The 17,564-nt window shown below is 57.3% G+C and carries 9 protein-coding genes; 3 read left to right on the top strand and 6 right to left on the bottom strand.

The window, feature by feature from the left end; all coding sequences use genetic code 11:
* Window positions 1-53: 53 nt before the first annotated feature.
* Together C468_RS04785 and C468_RS04780 are read left to right on the top strand one after the other, a co-directional pair.
* A complete protein-coding gene (locus C468_RS04785; protein ID WP_049912039.1) occupies window positions 54-3,320 on the top strand; it encodes a PD-(D/E)XK nuclease family protein in 3,267 nt (1,088 codons plus the stop codon).
* The gene (locus tag C468_RS04780) at window positions 3,317-7,189 is read left to right on the top strand and encodes a UvrD-helicase domain-containing protein (RefSeq protein WP_008847742.1); all 3,873 of its coding nucleotides are present in this window, start codon (window positions 3,317-3,319) and stop codon (window positions 7,187-7,189) included. Before C468_RS04785 ends, C468_RS04780 begins: the two co-directional genes overlap by 4 nt.
* A 38-nt stretch (window positions 7,190-7,227) precedes the next feature.
* Here the strand turns inward: C468_RS04780 and C468_RS04775 are convergent, their stop codons facing one another.
* The 4 genes from C468_RS04775 to C468_RS04760 all read right to left on the bottom strand — a co-directional run bounded on the left by C468_RS04775 (window position 7,228) and on the right by C468_RS04760 (window position 11,873).
* Entirely contained in the window at window positions 7,228-9,465 is a 2,238-nt protein-coding gene (locus C468_RS04775; protein ID WP_049912037.1) for a Piwi domain-containing protein, read from the bottom strand.
* Window positions 9,466-9,851: 386 nt separating this feature from the next.
* Window positions 9,852-10,541 carry a 7-cyano-7-deazaguanine synthase QueC gene (queC, locus tag C468_RS04770; RefSeq protein WP_008847740.1) on the bottom strand — a complete coding sequence of 230 codons (690 nt, stop codon included), beginning with the start codon at window positions 10,539-10,541 and terminating at the stop codon, window positions 9,852-9,854.
* Window positions 10,542-10,635: 94 nt separating this feature from the next.
* Window positions 10,636-11,412: a 7-carboxy-7-deazaguanine synthase QueE gene (locus C468_RS04765; RefSeq protein ID WP_008847739.1), complete on the bottom strand. Its 777-nt coding sequence runs from the start codon at window positions 11,410-11,412 to the stop codon at window positions 10,636-10,638.
* A complete protein-coding gene (locus C468_RS04760; protein ID WP_049912035.1) occupies window positions 11,412-11,873 on the bottom strand; it encodes a 6-pyruvoyl trahydropterin synthase family protein in 462 nt (153 codons plus the stop codon). The genes C468_RS04765 and C468_RS04760 overlap by 1 nt, the downstream gene beginning before the upstream one ends.
* A 186-nt stretch (window positions 11,874-12,059) precedes the next feature.
* Here C468_RS04760 and C468_RS04755 point away from each other — a divergent pair, with 186 nt between their 5' ends.
* Window positions 12,060-12,719, top strand: coding sequence for a queuosine precursor transporter (locus tag C468_RS04755; protein WP_008847737.1), 660 nt, complete (start codon window positions 12,060-12,062; stop codon window positions 12,717-12,719).
* A gap of 55 nt (window positions 12,720-12,774) precedes the next feature.
* Here the strand turns inward: C468_RS04755 and C468_RS04750 are convergent, their stop codons facing one another.
* Window positions 12,775-13,221, bottom strand: coding sequence for a phospholipase D-like domain-containing protein (locus C468_RS04750; RefSeq protein ID WP_241430979.1), 447 nt, complete (start codon window positions 13,219-13,221; stop codon window positions 12,775-12,777).
* Window positions 13,193-17,269 (bottom strand): DEAD/DEAH box helicase, encoded by a 4,077-nt coding sequence (locus tag C468_RS04745; RefSeq protein ID WP_241430978.1) that lies wholly within the window; start codon window positions 17,267-17,269, stop codon window positions 13,193-13,195. The genes C468_RS04750 and C468_RS04745 overlap by 29 nt, the downstream gene beginning before the upstream one ends.
* Window positions 17,270-17,564 lie beyond the last annotated feature (295 nt).

Below are 17,564 nucleotides of genomic sequence, written 5' to 3'. Positions count from 1 at the left end.
ACACCGGCTTGGACAGCACAAGTTTCACGTAGTGATCACGAGAGGATAACATAATGACGACCTGCCGGATGTTCTCTCGATCGACGCCCTCCCGCAGTCGGGGTACCGCACTCCGGTGGGCTGGTGACCGGGCTACGGGCGTGCCGCACTCGGTGTTGTATCTTGAACCGCCGGCGGTGGACGATACAGTTATCGGTGATCAGTGGAATGCGCACGGGTCACGTGTAGAACTTCAGCTTGACGGGTTTCGGACGCTCGTCGACGCGCTGTACGAGGCAGATACGTATGCCGGACCGTCGACGTTCGTCACGGACGCGGAGCGTCGGTGGATCGTCGAGGAAGCGCTCGCTCGCATTGAAGATCCAACCCACCCGTTATATACCGAGAATGACCCTGCCGTTGGGCTCATCGAACAGGCTGAAGAACTCTTGACGCTGCTGGAGTTTGCGGACGCGATCACAGCGGATGAAGTCAAGCAGCGTCTCACCCGGGAAGGGCTTCCAAATCTCGGGCGCGTGTTGTCGCAGTTCGTCAGGCTGGTTCACGAGGCACGTCGTGACGGGCTCGGCAACGCGAAGACGTTCCGGAGTGAACGGTTCCGTCACGTCCTCAACGCCGGACAGCAGCTCGTGGGGTCCGAACTCGCCGCGACCGACGTAGTGGTCATCGGTTCGTTCCAAACGATCTCGCCATTGGAACGCAATCTCGTTGAACTACTTGCTGACACGTTCGACACTGGGGTCGTGGTACCGCGCGTAACTGAAAGCGATGAGCCGAACGGCGCGGACGACGCCGTCCGCCGCATCTATGAGTGGTACGCCGATCTTGGGTTCACGTCGACAGCGACTGTCGAACACTCGGAATCGCCTACATTGCGGGAAACCGCGGCTGCATCTCTGTACCAGCACGTCGACGGAGGCGACGAGTCAGTCACGGTCGGCTCCGGCGTGGCAGTCGAGACGCACGCAACGATTCAGCGAGAGGTGCGCGCCGTCGTGAGCGAGGTGCGGTCGCTAATCGGGGAGGGTGTCAATCCCGAAGCGATCGCTGTCGCGCCGTTCGATACAGAAACGTACGGCGACCGGCTCACGGATGGACTCCATGATGCGGACGTGCCGGTATCGTTCCATTCGTCGCAGTCATTTTTCGCTACGTCGACTGGGAAGCTGTTCGAAGCGGTGATGGATCTCGGGACGGAGCCAGACCGACAGGCTCCGCTGGTCAGACTGCTGTCGAACCCACTCGTGTATCCCGGTCAGCGAGGATCTACTCGTCGGGTGCTTCGGACCGCAGAGTTATTGGAGTCGACACAGGTCTCTGTGCTCGCTGACCACGTGGAGGCGACGGACGAGAACCTGGTCCGAGACGCCGTTGAGGCGTGTGACAAGTTCGCAACCAACGATGACTTCGACGCTGCCCGTCAGGAGCTGTTCGCCGCTCTTGGCATCCCGACGAGTGACGACGGGACGAACCTCACGGATGGCGTCGAGTTTTCACGGCACGTGACGGCTCGGGAGCAACAGGCGATAGAGGCCGTGGCCGACGTGTGTGCATCACTGACTGATCTCCGGCCATCAAGTCGGCGGACTGTCGACGCGGACACGACTGTTGAAGCCCTTCGACGCGCGCTCGAACAAATCTCGATTGACACGACGATCGGTCGGGAGTCGAACAGCGTCCGCGTGTGCTCACCGGTCGAGGCGGTCGGGAACGACACGGATCACGTGATCGTACCGGGACTCACGACCGAACACACGCCGTCGCCCCCGCGCCGCTTGGCGTTCGCGCGGCCGCTCAACGACGCGCATTCGGACTTCGAAGCTGCGGACCCTGTCTCAGGGACGCGGTACGTGTTCGCGCAGTTGCTTGCGTCCGACGCGACGGTGACGTTCACCGCGCCTGAGCGCGATGCGAATGGTGACCCGTACGTCATCGCCGACACGGTGCTAGAACTTGAACGCGTCACCGAACAGGAGGTCAAACGTGGTGACAGCAACCGCGCGGGACCAGCGACGTACGCAGACGTCCATCGATCGCTCGCCACTGCCATCGACACGGACGCCGTCACACCGAGGGAGGTCGTGGAGAACGCTGACACGTACGACATCGATATACCGGGTGCGAACGCGCCTGAACGGCTCGCAGGCGGCGTACAAGTTGCTGCCGCACGCGCAGCTGATACAGTCGGTAAGTACGATGGGCACGTCGACCCAGAAGTCATCTCTGACTTGCGAGATGGCGGAAAACCGTACAGTCCGAGCCGCCTCGAAACGTTCGCCGACTGCGGGTTCAAGTATTACCTCGGAAACGTCCTCGACATCGAACCGGATGACGAGGTCACGTTGGAGCCAGACGCGCTCGACGTCGGCACGTACGTCCACGACGTGCTCGAGCGCTTCTACCGGGACTGGCGGGCGGCAGGCCACCAGAACGTCACCGGGGATACACTGTCGGACGCAGAAACGAAATTGTACGCGGTTGCGGCTGAGCGGCTCGTGGAGTTGGACGCACGTGACACCGCGTTCCACGACGCGTGGCTCGCGGCTCTATTCGACGGGCTGGACGTTCCGGACAACCAATACGGAGACTCAGTCGCCGCTGCCGGACTGTTCAAACGGTTCCTCCGTGCCGAGGTCGAACTCGCTCCCCGGGACGTAACGCCGACGTACTTCGAGGCACACGTCGGACTCACCCCTGACGAGCCCGGCCCCGAAGTGATCTCGGACGGCCCTGTCCGCGTTCCCGGGACAGACGTGGAGATCCGTGGAAAAATCGACCGGCTCGATATCACATCAGACGGCGGACTCGTCGGCGTAGACTACAAGACAGGGAGCACGAACAGCGAGAGCGATACGATCGACGGGTACGCCTTTCAGCTCCCCGCGTACTTATTGATGGCCGAAGACGCGCTCGACGGCGAACCCGTCGGAGCGTCCTACTACCGAGTGACTCCGAAGAGTTCTGTCTCCCCGCACGACGGCACGATCGGCGGTGACGAAGATGCCGCCCACGCGTACTGGGGAACAGACGACCCGGACCCGTTGCGACGCTACCGATCGCTCACGTTCGACACGCGCAACGAGTTCAACGAATTCCTTCATGAGACTGTTCCCGACCGGATCGCCCGCATCTCGGCCGCCGTCGACGACGGGGCGTTTCACCCAACCGTCCTCGACCCCGATACCGCCGGGTGCGAGTACTGTCCGTATCGGGACGCGTGCGACGTCCGCCACCACCGCAGACACGCCGTTCACCAGCAGCTCACCGACACGAACACGCCGCACTACGCTCCCGGCCTCGACACGGAGGACACCAAATGACTGACGACACGCACACAGACGACTCACACCCCGCCGGCGACAACGATATCCCGCTGACCCGCGCACAGCAACGCGCTGCCCGTACGATCGACCGAAACGTCACGGTGAAAGCCGGTGCCGGGACCGGGAAAACGACGACGCTCACCGAACGGTACCTCACGATCCTCCGGGCACACCTCGACGGCCCGGAAAGCCTCACTGCCGGTAATGGGGAGCCCGCGTACCATGTCCCGGACGACATCGACCGAATCACAGACCCGGCAGCGGCGCGCCGCCTCCCTGAACGAATCGTCGTCACGACGTTCACGGACCGCGCCGCCGAAGACCTGAAACGCTCCATCCGCGAGAAGATCCGCGACCGCCTCGCGGACATCGACGACCCAGATCAGTGGGCCGTCTGGCGCGCCGCTGCCGACGGCGTCGAAGCTGGGTACATCGACACTACACACGGGTTCTGTAGTCGGATCCTTGAGGAGTACGCTGTCACGCATCCTGCCGTCGACCCTGACTTCGACGTGCTCGAAGCCGGTGAAACCGCGCAGCTTCGCACGACGGTTGCGACCGAACTTGTCGAATCAAATCCCCCAAAAACGCAGAAGCTTGCCCCCGTGTTCGACCGGACAAAACTCGTGGATGTGCTCGCCGGACTCATTGCCGAACCCGACATGACCGGCCACTGGATCGACGAGATTCGTGACTTGGAAGACCTCGACGAGTACGAGGCGTACCTCGTCGAACTACATCCACTGGATGTCGATCCGAATCACTTGCTCGATACCGTCCGTGAGGATCTTGACACCCTCCGTGAGTTGTACGGCGACGACGAAGTCAGCGACAGACTCGGAACAAATCCGATGAAACGTGTCGGAAATGAGATTCTTGACTTCTACGAGGACCTCACCAGTATGGATGTCGAGGCCATGTCTCCGATCACGCAGCTCTCGCTGTGTCTCACCCTCTGCGACATTCTCACGAACGGTGACGGTGACCGGTACGGTGACGGAACGTACTACGGGAACAAGTCGTTTCGAGAGAGCGACGGCCAGACCGCAGTACGCTTCCGGGAGGCGATGGACAGTGTACTTGATGCGCTTGAACCAGACGCCCAGCCGACCGACGTGTCAGTTGACCCCGACCGTGATGCTCACGACCTCCTGATCGCGCTCGCCGACCTCGCTGACACGGCGCTCACCAAGTACGACGACCGGAAACAGCAGCGTGGTGTACTCGACTACAACGACCTGATTGGGCACGCCCTCACCTTCCTGACGGACACAAACACCGAGGCAACCGACCGCCTCCGTGAGGATCTCTGGTACGTCATGGTCGATGAGTTTCAAGACACCAACACGCGGCAGTGGCAACTGGTCCAAGCGCTCACAAGCGATTCGGACCCGTTTGACGCTGATAACGTGTGTGTCGTTGGCGACATCAAACAGAGCATCTACCGGTTCCGGGACGCTGACGTCACCGTCTTCGACGATGCCGCTGACACGATCCATGCCGCGAACACCACGAACGGATCGAGTGTATGCGACCCGGCGCTCACCACGAACTTCCGTACCCTCCCCGAGACACTCCGTGGTATCAACGGCCTGTTTGACTGCGTGTTCGGGTACGGTGACGACGAACCGTACGAAGCGGTGAGCGCTCCACTCATCGCCGGGCGCGACACGCCAACCGATCTCGATCCGATCACCGAGTACCTACCCGTCCCGGTCGACGCCGACCTCCGCGACCGGTATCTCTCTCCGGATCACGACCTGACCGACCTTCCCGAATCCGAACCGGGCGACATCGAAGCGACTGCCATCGCTAACCGAATCGCCGAACTACTCAACGACGAAACGCTCGTCACCGATCACGACGACGACACCGACGACGACACGCGTCCCGTCACACCAGACGACATTGCCGTGCTCATCCGGTCCCGCAGCGATCTCAAAGACTACGAGCGCGGACTTCGCGGCGCAAACCTTCCGTACACCGTCATCAAAGGCGAAGGGTTCTACGACACGCCGGAAATCCGCGCGTTCACCGCACTCCTCGACGCGCTCGCAGACCCGACCGACGACATCGCGCTGTACGCCGCCGCCCGATCTCCATTGTGCGGCCTCACCGACACACAACTCGCAACCGCTCACGACCCAGGCGACACGTTATGGACCTCTCTCCAAGCAAGCGACGATCCGGACGTGACATCCGTCGTTACCGACCTCGAACGCTGGCGTGCGTACGCCGGCACCGACGACATACCCGGAGCGACCGCTGACAGTTGGGTCGCGCTTGCTGACCGAATCCTCGAAGAAACCGGGTATCTCGCCGCGATCGCCGCCGACGAACGCGGTACCACCGCTCTCGCCAACATCGACAAACTCCGCGACAAACTCCGCGAATTCGACGCCAGCGGCGTCCCCAGTCTCGACCGTGTCACTACGCGCCTCACCAACCACGCTGAACAGGCACGGAAGGAACCCGAAGCCAACGACGCCACCGACGCGACCGGTGTCCGTATCATGACCGTCCACGAAGCGAAAGGTCAGGAGTACCCGGTTGTCGTCGTCCCCGGTCTTGGGAAAGGTTTCAACGACAAAGCCCGTCTCAGCAACGGCAGCATCGAGTACGAACGCGTCCCGATCGATGGTGAGCGGCGTCCCGTCCTCGGCCTGAACGTTCCTACTGACGACCGCACCGACACGAACGCGACGCTTATGCGACACGTGGCCCGCGACCGCCGTCGCGCAGAAGAGCATGCCGAAGAAAAACGCGTCCTCTACGTCGCCGCCACACGCGCCGAAGACCACCTCATACTCACCGGCCGCCACACCGCCGATAACGACCATGAAACGGGAATCGAACAACCCGACCCGGACAACCCGAGCTCCTACCGCGACTGGGTCCAACCGGCGCTCTTCGGCGACGACGATGGCGCTGTACGGAATTGGAATACACTTGAAACCGACGGCTCGTTCACCGTCACGCACCCATACGATATCAACGGAACTACCGACCACGGTAAAATCACAGTTCGCTGCCCACCCGACACCGAACGATACGATCACGACCCCGATCCCATCTCGGCCTCTACGCACCGCTCCGCGTACGAGTACGAACACCCGTGGGAGTTCACCCTCTCCGCATCCGACCTGAGCCGTATCCCCGCCGGCACCGCCCAACTCCAACGTCACGACGACACACACCAGGTCACCGCCACCGCCGTAACGCACGATGCCGACAATAGCGACGGACACGACTCTCCCAATCGAAACACCCGCGACATCCCCGCCGCGATCTACGGGCACGCCGTCCACCGGCTCTGCGAAACCCGGCCACCAGTTGAGTACCGCCGCCCCGTCATCGACCAAGCAATCCAAGAACAACACGACCGCACTCCGGGCCTCACCGACGACACGTATCCCGACTCAGCGTACGACGCCATCGAAACTGCCGCCGCCTCTGCCATCCACTACCTCGACGACTTTCATGCGGATCTCGACGTTCAACAAACACATGATGAGTACTATATCGAACTCACCCTCGACACTGGCACCGTCAGCGGCTTCATCGACCACCTCATTGTCACTCCAAAAACATACCACGTCATCGACTACAAAACCGACCGGAAACCGTCAACTGAGACAACCGAGGAGTTTCTCGACGAACGAGCTACACACCATCAACCACAGATACAAGCATACGCTGCCGCGCTCAGCCAACAAGACCCTACACGGGACGTGGCTGCCACGCTCTACTTTACCGACGTAGAAGACACCTACACATGGGAATCTACCGAATTCACGCACGCATTCAGCAACACGATTCACCAAATCGAATTGCTCCTTGACGATACGCCAGTACATATCGACTAGAAGCACTGGCCTCGAGTGCTGACGCACTCGCTGTGTAATTAGATGTACGCCGGCCCTTCAATCACCGTTCCCGGTGAGACATACTCCTCTCGCACGTACTCAGCAGCCATGTCAGCGTACTCGATCGGCACTGGCAATCTCGGGCTACGGACCGGACTACCAAAGTGAATCTCAGATAGCCAGTACGCCTGCCGAGTCAACGTTTCAACGTCTGTCGGACCGGAATCTTTCGTCAAGCGGAACGTTCGCGGTGTTCCCACAGGGTTGTCATCATGAATCTCCGGCTTTCCGAAGGCATGGATAATTGATTGAGATCGATCAGCATCGACGAACCCAACACCTTTCTCTGCGATACGGAACCGAGTCCCGTCGAATTCGGCAATTCGAGGCTGGCCCGATTTCCGAATACCTACGATATCAATCTCTGCCTCTATGCCGGATAATCCCTCCCGAACAGCGTCAATATCTTCAGAGATCTTTCCATCCCGCATTATACACAAGCGGTCAATATCGCGCCCCTGTTCACCTGCGAAATCGAATACGAGATCTCGAACAAACTGTTCTACGTGACGCGCTGAAAACTTCTCACCACCTTGCTGCGTGGTAGATTCCGCCGCAAACGTAGTCCCATCGGCTAACACGACGCTGGCACTTGCCCCAGCGTGTTGTTCTGAAGATTCATCGTACGTCACATCGAGACCCATGAAGGCGTCTGTCTTTCCCGGCAGCGAATCGATCTGCCACGGAGTCCCACCAACCTTCGCAACGACGGCACTCAACGCATTCAAGAACTTGTCATTCCCTATGCCTGCCTTCTGACCCACAATTTCATCAACAGTTGACTTCTGCATCATCTGCGTCGGAATACCTTTTCGCAGAAGCGTGCGCTTCAACTCCTTGTACGGATCATCGATCCCGAAGTCCTCAGCTACTCCCTTATTCGGCACGACTGCCAACACAGCGTCAGTTTCTTCGTGTAAATCTTGTACAACAGGCGTGTAATTTGAGACGTCTCCCAATTCATATCCATACGCACGAACACCTGCTGACGCGGACAGGTCATTCAGCCCACTAACAATGAGTGGAATCAACTCCGAAGCCTTCTCCCCCCACCGTTCTGGGGTGAGCACGCCAAGCCTGTACTGCGACGGAGATTGATAGACTCCATTCTCACGAAGGCCCGAACCAGGATCACGCGCCCGCTGCTTTCCACCGAAAACCAACCGGTTTTCCTCACGCATCTCCAGCAATTCGTACGATGAATTTACCGGCCCTGGTTCAAGTTCCATATCCAAGACCGGTAAGCGACTCACATTTTGGAGGAATTCCTTTGAGAGCTCAAACCGCTCATCAGGCATCATCGCACTTCGGGAATTAAATCTAGAGTAGAACTCCCGGTCCTGATCCTGAACCTGCTCTATGCGTGGAGATAGCCTGAGGAAATGAGGAGCCTGTCGCCGAGTTTTATTACCGTATTCGACTTTCAAGAGACGCGGATTCTCTTCAGCAAGCCGCTGTCTCCACTCTTCATCAGCAACGCCTTTGTGCATCTCATTAACGGACGACCCCGCGTCTGAGATATGATCGGTGTACCGATAATCACTCCATCCTCGAAGAGTTCCTTGCCCCTGCGTACCGTACCGTTCCGGATCATGGGCGACCCGCTTCCCGTACGGATTATCTTGCTCAGAATAAATCTCGTCAAGCGTCGAATTACTCCGAATTGAGAACCCAGAATCGACATGAACCAACACGTTACCATCTGCAGTCACCTGAATCTTCACGTCGTGTTTCGGATGGGCGGAGAACCCTTCTGACCCAGTCGTGAACTCCGGTTCATCACGTACAATCTTATTGAGAAATCGGAAGGAGTACTTCTCAGTTGGTACAGCACGCTTGAAACACGACTGAACGAAACTTTTGATCTTTTCTCGGTCCTCCGGTTGTGCTGCAGTAAGAGTAACACTCTGACGGTTAATCGGCGTCACATTCCGCTGCCAAACACGAACTGATCTCGAAAGATCCGTCTTTGAGAGGACATTCATCTTCCCTATTTCAGCCACAGGCGACCCGTGCTCCTGATCTAAATAGTATGCAGCAGAAGACGTGAACTGTTCCCGATCCCAATACTGCTCGACTCCTCCTGAAACCTTCAAATCATATTGGAACGCATCGACTTCATCTAACTGGATTTCCCCACGCCCGTTCAACAGATACGTGCCTGGCTGAATTTCGGCCTGACGTTCAACCTCTGTTGAACGAGAATCTTGAGACATAGTCAATAGCACCCTCCACTCTCGAAAAGTGTTTTGTTGTCTAATTGTCGTACATAACGAAATATGATGTGCGCCTATCCGTTCACGAGCCATTTCAAGCAGTCAGAAGAGGGTATATTTTGACTCAGTAGGGTCGACCGGCAATTGTACCGAACACTAATGTAGTGTACCGGATTAACTGTCAGGGTGGAAATAAAACGGAAAGGCGATCAGAAGTGGCACTTTGCCGAGAATACTCGGTGTGGGTGGGCAGACCACTACGCGACTCACAATCAGTTCACGTCAGAGAAGCACGTCAACTCTGTATCGGAATTGCCCTCAAATTTTTGTGGCGAATGTGAGAAACGCAGAGGTATTGATTCCGGCCAGTAAAATCGACTCGTGAGTTACGAGAACTCCGGCCGCTCAGCGTACTCGATCGGATCGCGTGACCCAGCATTCCGGAATGCCTCAAGCCGGAACGCACACGCATCACACGTCCCACACGCTGGCTCCTCGTCACGGTAACACGACCACGTCATCTCGTACGGCACACCAAGCTCCAACCCACGCTCCGCGATCTCCGTTTTCGACCACTCGACGAATGGCGCTTTCAACTCGATCTCCGTCTCCGGTTTTGTCCCGACGTCGATCACGTTCTGAAAGGCGTCGAAAAAGGCCGGGCGACAGTCGGGATACCCAGAGAAATCCTCGGAGTGCGCACCGATAAATATCGCCTCCGACTCAGTCGCTTCCGCGTACGACGTCGCCATCGACAACAGATTCGCGTTCCGGAAGGGGACGTACGACGTCGGAATTTCGTCGCTTTCCATATCCGCGTCAGCCACATCCATCTCTTCGTCGGTCAGACTCGATGCCCCAATCTGCGAGAGGTGCCCCGTCTCGATATGGAGAAAGTCAGCCGCATCAACCTTCTCAGCAAGCGCCTGTGCGCACTCGTACTCTTTGTCTTCCGTGCGCTGCCCGTATGAGGTGTGGAGGAAGTACGGCTCGTACCCCTGTTCCATTGCTTCGTACACAGCTGTCGCACTATCCATCCCGCCGGACACCAGAATGACCGCACTTTTGTTGCTCATGATTGCTCAGTTGCGTCGAATCGATTTTCGCTCTGTCCACCACACCGCACTCGCGGCACCACACGATCTTGGCCGAACTGTCTCAGTACAGCACTCATGTTCCCGGTGCGTCGTTCCATAGGTCCACGTGCAGTCGCGGCGTGTACCGGTACCCGTACTCCATCGCTAACTGGGCGACCTCGCTGCGCGTCCCGTCGAGTTGCTCGCGCGTCATGCCCTCCGGCATCAACAACACGTCATCATCCGCCACGGTCGTCGCCGTCGCCGCTCGCACTCGGCCCACCAGATCCGTAATCTCTGGGAGATCCGATTCGTCGGTCACGACGAACTTGAGCTGCGTCTCGTAGTCGTCGACCATCTGGGAGAGCGCATCCATATCGATCCGATTCTGTTCGTGTTTCTCCTCCCACTCGCCCTCCCCTTTGGGGTCACGATCGGGTGTCGGCGTACTACTCGCCAGTTTCGGGCTGATACTCGCCAGGTCGATCGGCGCGTCCCGGTAGATTGTCCCATTTGTCTCTACCGTCGTATGATACCCCTCTGCATCGAGCCGTTCTAAGAGTTCGACGGACTCCTCGTGGATGAGTGGCTCGCCGCCCGTGAGTACGACGTGGTTCGCCTGCTCGTGGGACTGCACCTCCTCGATGATCGAGTCGACGTCGCGCCACGCCCCGGTCGGCTCCCACGACGTATGGTAGGAATCACAGAACCAACACCGAAGGTTACACCCAGAGGTCCGCACGAAGACAGAGGGCACGCCTGCGAGCGTTCCCTCGCCCTGCAACGAGTAGAACACCTCGTTGATCGGAAGCCCCTCACCAGCCGCCTCAGCGTCCGTTGTGGGCTCCTCGACGTCACTTGCGACCGGCATCAGTAGGTCGCACAGAGCTCGCCGGTTTCGCTCACCGACACGGAGACGTCCGAGACGGTGTCTGGGAACGCCTCAAGCATCCGTTGTTCGAGGAGGACGCTCATCACCTCTGCCGTTGGTGGGTGCTCCAAGATGACGAGGGCGTCGCCGTCGCCGGCCTGCTCGAACGCGTCAACGAGCGGGTCGCCTTCCTCAACGAGAAACCGGTGGTCCCAGGCGTCGATGACGTCTGTGACGTCGCCTTTGTCGACGACCCACCCTTCCTCGGTGAGTTCACCGCTTACCTCGACGGTGATCTCGTAGTTGTGGCCGTGTGGCCGCGAGCACTTCCCGTCGTGGTGGAGGATTCTGTGGCCCGAGCTAATTCGGATGGGATTGTCTGCTCCGATGTGGAGTGTGCGTTGGCCTGCTTCCTGAAGCACATCTGCTTCGGATTCGTCTCTCGATATACTTCGGGCCATACTCGAAGAATATTCGGGGAATATATAAAGATTGAGTTTCGTTACTTCATCGATGGAACAGCAGCACCACTCACACTCACGATCGTCTCTCCGCCGACTCTCTCGTTGGCCATCGGTACCCACCTCAGCCGAGCCGCAACACAGCACCGCACGCAGTGGTCCGGTCATAGCGGGTGGTGACCGCTAATGGAGACCGAGGATACTCGCGCGATCTTTACTGCCGTTTTTGCCGGCTCAATCATCCTCGCAAACGTCCTCGCAGCGAAACTCACGTGGATCGAACTCCCCGGGCTTGGCGGTGTCGCCGTCCCCGCTGGGTTCGTTGCGTTCGGCGTCGCGTACCTCGCCTCGGACTTGCTCGTCGAGTATCACGGGAAAGAGTACGCTGCGACTGTGGTCAACGGCACCGTCGTCACGCTCGTCATCGCGTATGCGCTCGTCTTCCTCGCCATTTGGATGCCATCCGCTCCGTTCTACGGTGGGCAAGACGCGTTCGTCTCGACGCTTGGCGGCTCGGCATCGATCATCCTCGCCTCCGTCGTCGCGCTCGCGTTCGCCCAGCATCTCGACGTCCGACTCTTCGCTGACCTGAAGGATCGTACCGCTGGTCGGCATCGCTGGCTCCGAAATTGCGGCTCCACTGCAATTAGTCAGGGCGTGGACACGGTCGTGTTCATCACGCTCGGCTTCGCTATCTTTCCGGCACTCGGCCTCGGTGGGGACCCGACGTGGGGTTGGGCGCTCGTGTCGATCGTCGCTGGGCAGTACATCGTGAAACTGCTTGTGGCGCTGATTGATACGCTCCCGTTCTACGCTGTTACGGAGTTCGTGGAACGGCCGGCTTAGCTAGGTGTTGAATGTGCCTCTGTGATAAATAATAGACCAATTCCCACAGACGGAGTTAATTTCCTAGATCTAACTCCTTTGTGAGGTACGTCTCTACGTTCCCGTAGTCGTTTTCAAGAACCTCGCAGAGCTCTAGATTGGTCAGTAGCCCCCCTCGGGTAATATTCGCAGATCCGACGTAGACGTACTTCTCGGTGATCACTGCTTTCGCATGGAGGTCGCTAATCTGGTGAACGTTGACGTTCTCAATATCCGTGAGTCGAGAGAGTGCGTAGTCGTTACTCGATTCGTCAGGCCGGACGTAGACGTCGAGTTGGGTGTTCAACGCTCTAATCGCAGCAGTCAACTTCATTCTGCGTTCGTTGACATCCTTCGTGAGTGGGAGATGTACGTCGACATCGCTTAACCACGGTGAACAGATCACGACATGCTCACTGTATGTGAGTGCGTGGCCGAGCAGATATCGGAGGCCGCTAGAGGGTAAGGAAAATGCTCGTCCCATCGTACTCACCTCCCGGTAGGACTTCACGGTCAAATAGCTCATCACCGAGGTCTTCATGCTCAACCCGCTGAATCAGCTCTTCACGGAGTTCCTCTAAGAGGACGTAACTAAGCGTGTCCGATTGGTCGTGGCCTGAGATACATTCCGACAGTTGTAGATTCTCGACGCAGCCGTCGATATTCGGTGAAAAGAAGAGCGCCTTCACCCGATCGTGATTGTCGAAGTCCGTAAGGTGCTTGTTCACTTCTTCCTCGGGATACGTGTCATTACCATCTATTCGAGCTGATGCGACCACGTGTTTCACGGTACACGCACGTCGTACGGATATGTTCTCTTCACGAACGAGTTGACGGGCTCGATCGATGGACGACTGTACTTCTTCTACGACTTGCTCGACGACGTGTTCAAACACTGGCACCCTGTCCGATGCACGGACGATTTCCTCGATTTTCGCCCGACCGATATCGGAAGTGGAGACCTTGTCGATGAAATCTTCGTCTGCCCAGAGTCGTTCGCAGATCACCTGCGGATCGTACGTGATCCGAGTCGCTGATTCGAGTGTAGTTCCCGGGTCCTCTTGGAAGTCCTCAAAGACCATGTCCACGAGTCCCTGTCCGCCCTGCGACCGCTCGAAGACGTAGACAACCTCCTCCTCGGAGTCTATGCCGTAAAACAACGATCCCGGAGTTACCCCAGCCACGTCGGCAACCAATTGGGTGAAAAAGTGGGCGGCCGTGTGTACACCAATCTCCCGTAGTCCGACCTCGGAGCGATTCTTGTATCGATCGACTCGTGAGATGACATCCGGGTCGTCAATCCGTTCGAGGTAACCCGACACGTCGAACGTAATACCGCGCGTGTCTAGTTCGAATCCGAGTGTCTGTTCGGGAGCCTCGATGGAGCGTTCTATTCGATCACCGCCCGTGAAGATGTATTCGTCCGCCGAGCGAGCATACGTTGCCGGCGTGATCTCTAAAGATGCACCGCTGAGTCTGATCTCGCCTGAAACGTCTGAGAGAGTCGAAATCTCCCGCGATTCAGCATCACCGCCGAGGACAACGTCCGTTTCGACATCGGGGCTGGCATGGATCTTACCGTAGGCCGAGTCGTTATGACGCAAGCAGCTATCCTGGTCGAGAATCTGAAGACACTGCGGACAGTATCTGACGATGTTCAGTGCCTTCGATCCGCTCAGATCAGTGACTTCGTCGAGTCTGATCGAGTCGGGAATGATGAGGCCGTCCCGTCGTTCGCCAGGTACGTCTTCGAAAACGAACCGGACCGTATCGTCTTCAACTACTGTTTCGGGGACGAACGCTTGCAGACGGCCGGCTTCTTGTTTGTATTCACTTCTGAAGGGGGCATACGAATGAACTAACGTATCAATTGACTGGTCGCTCCCGTCGGTATCGTTCTTTCCATGGAATACGGTGAAATACTGCCCCGCGTCATCGAAGTAGTTCTCGGGAACATACCATACCTCCCCGCCGAGAGAATCATTGTTAACCTGTAGAAAACGATCGTAGTAGTACGCACCGCGGAGGAGATGCTTGACATAGTAGAGACTGAGGAAATTGGATTGGATCGACTGGTAGTCGTAGAGCTCCTCAAGAGATTGTTTGAGGTAGTAAATCCGTTTTCTCTCACGGACAAGCGCGCCCGCTCTTCCGTCGTCGGCCGCGTCCGCAACACGTTCGACTGCGTCCTCGAGGTCACCGACATCGTAATTGAGTCGTGGAAGATTTATCTCGTCACGATCGTAGGCGTTCTTTATTCTGAGGACACTTGCCTTAGAGTCGTAGAGTAGAGGAAGTACGTCACGGAAGCGATCGAGCTCTGCCATCGGGTCAGGATTCGAATCCGCAATGGTGTCTCTAGACTGCACGAGGACTTCTTCCAACCTGTCGAGAACTGACTCCTCAACAAGTGGGTCATCATGTTCTCGACACCGTTCCACGAGGACCACTCGCTCTTGGACGTATGCCAGTATGTCCTCACGGACGCCTTCAACCATCTCTCTCGCCGTATTTCCGGTAGAGGAGTCACCGTCAAGTCCGAGATTGCCCAGTTTTCGCTGTATTTCCGCCTCTCTGCTCTCGATTTTAGCCAACACGTGTGTAATCGGCTCCTGTCCGGTCAACGGTGAGAATGAATCGGTCATCCCAAGCTCACGGGACAGTACCGCCTGGGGATCGGAGATCAGGTTATGATACGATTCCCAGCCAAGTTCATCGACCAGATACTCCTTGTGAAACTCCGTCTTTTCTTGACTCGTGGAGTAGTGGTGGCGGTCACGGACGCGTGATGAAACCTCGTAGAACTCACGGTATCGCTCGTGAATCCAATCAATTACCTCATTGTCAGACTTCAGTGGTGTCCTGATCTCGGAGCCGAGGAATCGATCAGCTCGGTAGAACATGTTCGCGTCGCTCGTGAGATCCGATAGGAAGACGAAGATGAACGAGTCTGTTCCCGACTCACGGGCAGCACGCCCGACGCGCTGAACGAACGATGAGAGGTTCCACGGCGTCCGATACTGCGTAACGATCGAAATATCCCCGACGTCGATACCGACCTCAAGGAAGTTCGTCGACAGGAGTACGTCGCTTTGTACGACTGAGGCATCGAACCCAACGTCGGAGAAGACGGACGAGAAATTCAGAGGTCCGTCCACAAATTCCCGGTCCATCCCGTTAGCAACTTCGCGCCAGTCCCCTGGCTCATCAATGTCGGTGTGATAGCGCCACAGACCTCGTTGTCGGTCCGCGTCTTCTAGCTGCGAGCGCTTCTGATTAACTTGGCTGATACTATCGATAAACGAGAGGACCTTTCCGCGTGGTTCACCCTTCTGTTGGAGCATTGCGTGACCAAGAAGCAGGATCTGTTGGATGAACATAGACGAGACACCGGGCCCGTCCTCCGTCGCCTTCAGGAAGAAGTAATGCTCCTTATCGTTGTGATCGGTAGCGAAGTCTTCATCGGGTGGAGAAACAGCTCTAATCCGACCGTCCGGAATCGGGAAAATCTTGGCTGCAAACTGCTCGGCGTCGTCGACGGTCGCACTCGCTCCTAGCCAGAGCGTTGAGTGATCCGTAATCTCCTCGATGTTCTCGATGATGTTCGCTGCGTGTGCGCCACGAATCCCAGTATAAAGGTGTACTTCGTCGAAGACGATTGCATCTATGTCATCGATGAGACTGTAGTTCGGTTTCAATCCGAACAGCTCTAGCGATTCGAGTGTCGTAAGAACGATGTCCGGTCCACCACTCTGCCGGATGTCCTCCCTGTTCAGGACGACTTCTCGATCGCTAAATCGGTGCGATTCGTCGTGTTCACAGACGAGGTCGTAGTGACTTCCGCCCCCTTCGTACTGAAACGCATGCGGATCTTGGTGATCACCGCACCAACAGTTGGCAAGTCTGAACCGCTTTCTCCGACCCGTTCCCTCGAACAGTGCATCTTCCGTGGAAACGTCCTCGGGCTTGTATGCTGTGTCTCCCGACCAAACGCCGACCGACAGCTGCTCGTCGGTCGTCGTTTTGATCGTGTGGAGGTGTTCGAGGACACGGCCTAATTGGTCCTGTAACAACGCTTTACTGGGATATACTAGGGCAACCCGATCGAGATCGTCGTCCTGTAATAACTGGTACAGCGGACCGAGGAACGCTTCCGTTTTTCCGAATCCGGTTGGTGCAGAGAATATTGCACCTTGGGAATCACCTCCCCCTCGTCGTTCGTTGAGGTCGCGGACGATGTCCCAGCTCGTCTGTTGGAAGTTCAGAGGTTCAAATCCAAAAATGTCGATAATGTTCTCGATGAACTCGTCATCGCCGTCGTATTCTCCCGGACTTCGGCGCTTCTGCGGCTCCTGAACGTATTTGAGCGCGGAGGTGACCCGTGGAGGGTCCTCTGTATCTGGGCCGAAAATCTGCGTATTTTCGAGAATCCCGTGAACGAGGGGTTCTACATCATCGTCGACGCGCGATCGATCCGAATTCGAATCAAAATATTTCATCGAGTGAGATACCACGTGTGGTTCGGATATCAAGTTCAATCTTCCGGCGTAGGTTGGAATAACTGCGAACTAAATATCTTGTTAATAATAAACGTGGAATACAGAAAAGGGGAAGGAAGCAGTTTCTGTAGATTTCCACGACCATTACGGCCTCACGGTGTGGTTTTCAGCAAACTCTTACCGGCGCGCCAGTATCTACCGTGATTCTTTGACCCGTGACTTTACATCAGAGTCGCGTAAATCGTGAGATAACGTTGACAAACCGACCGTCAAATCTAGCGATCCGGGTCCGGCATCGGAACGCCATGAGATCTCGCCTTCTTACTGT

It is taken from the genome of Halorubrum kocurii JCM 14978 (assembly GCF_000337355.1).
Lineage (GTDB): Archaea > Halobacteriota > Halobacteria > Halobacteriales > Haloferacaceae > Halorubrum > Halorubrum kocurii.
This window is presented reverse-complemented; position numbering and strand designations above follow the sequence as displayed.

Coding starts and splice junctions, on each gene's coding strand:
- C468_RS04785 (WP_049912039.1), top strand. CDS start 54: ATGACGACCTGCCGGATGTTCTCTCGATCGACGCCCTCCCGCAGTCGG.
- C468_RS04780 (WP_008847742.1), top strand. CDS start 3,317: ATGACTGACGACACGCACACAGACGACTCACACCCCGCCGGCGACAAC.
- C468_RS04775 (WP_049912037.1), bottom strand. CDS start 9,465: ATGTCTCAAGATTCTCGTTCAACAGAGGTTGAACGTCAGGCCGAAATT.
- queC (WP_008847740.1), bottom strand. CDS start 10,541: ATGAGCAACAAAAGTGCGGTCATTCTGGTGTCCGGCGGGATGGATAGT.
- C468_RS04765 (WP_008847739.1), bottom strand. CDS start 11,412: ATGCCGGTCGCAAGTGACGTCGAGGAGCCCACAACGGACGCTGAGGCG.
- C468_RS04760 (WP_049912035.1), bottom strand. CDS start 11,873: ATGGCCCGAAGTATATCGAGAGACGAATCCGAAGCAGATGTGCTTCAG.
- C468_RS04755 (WP_008847737.1), top strand. CDS start 12,060: ATGGAGACCGAGGATACTCGCGCGATCTTTACTGCCGTTTTTGCCGGC.
- C468_RS04750 (WP_241430979.1), bottom strand. CDS start 13,221: ATGGGACGAGCATTTTCCTTACCCTCTAGCGGCCTCCGATATCTGCTC.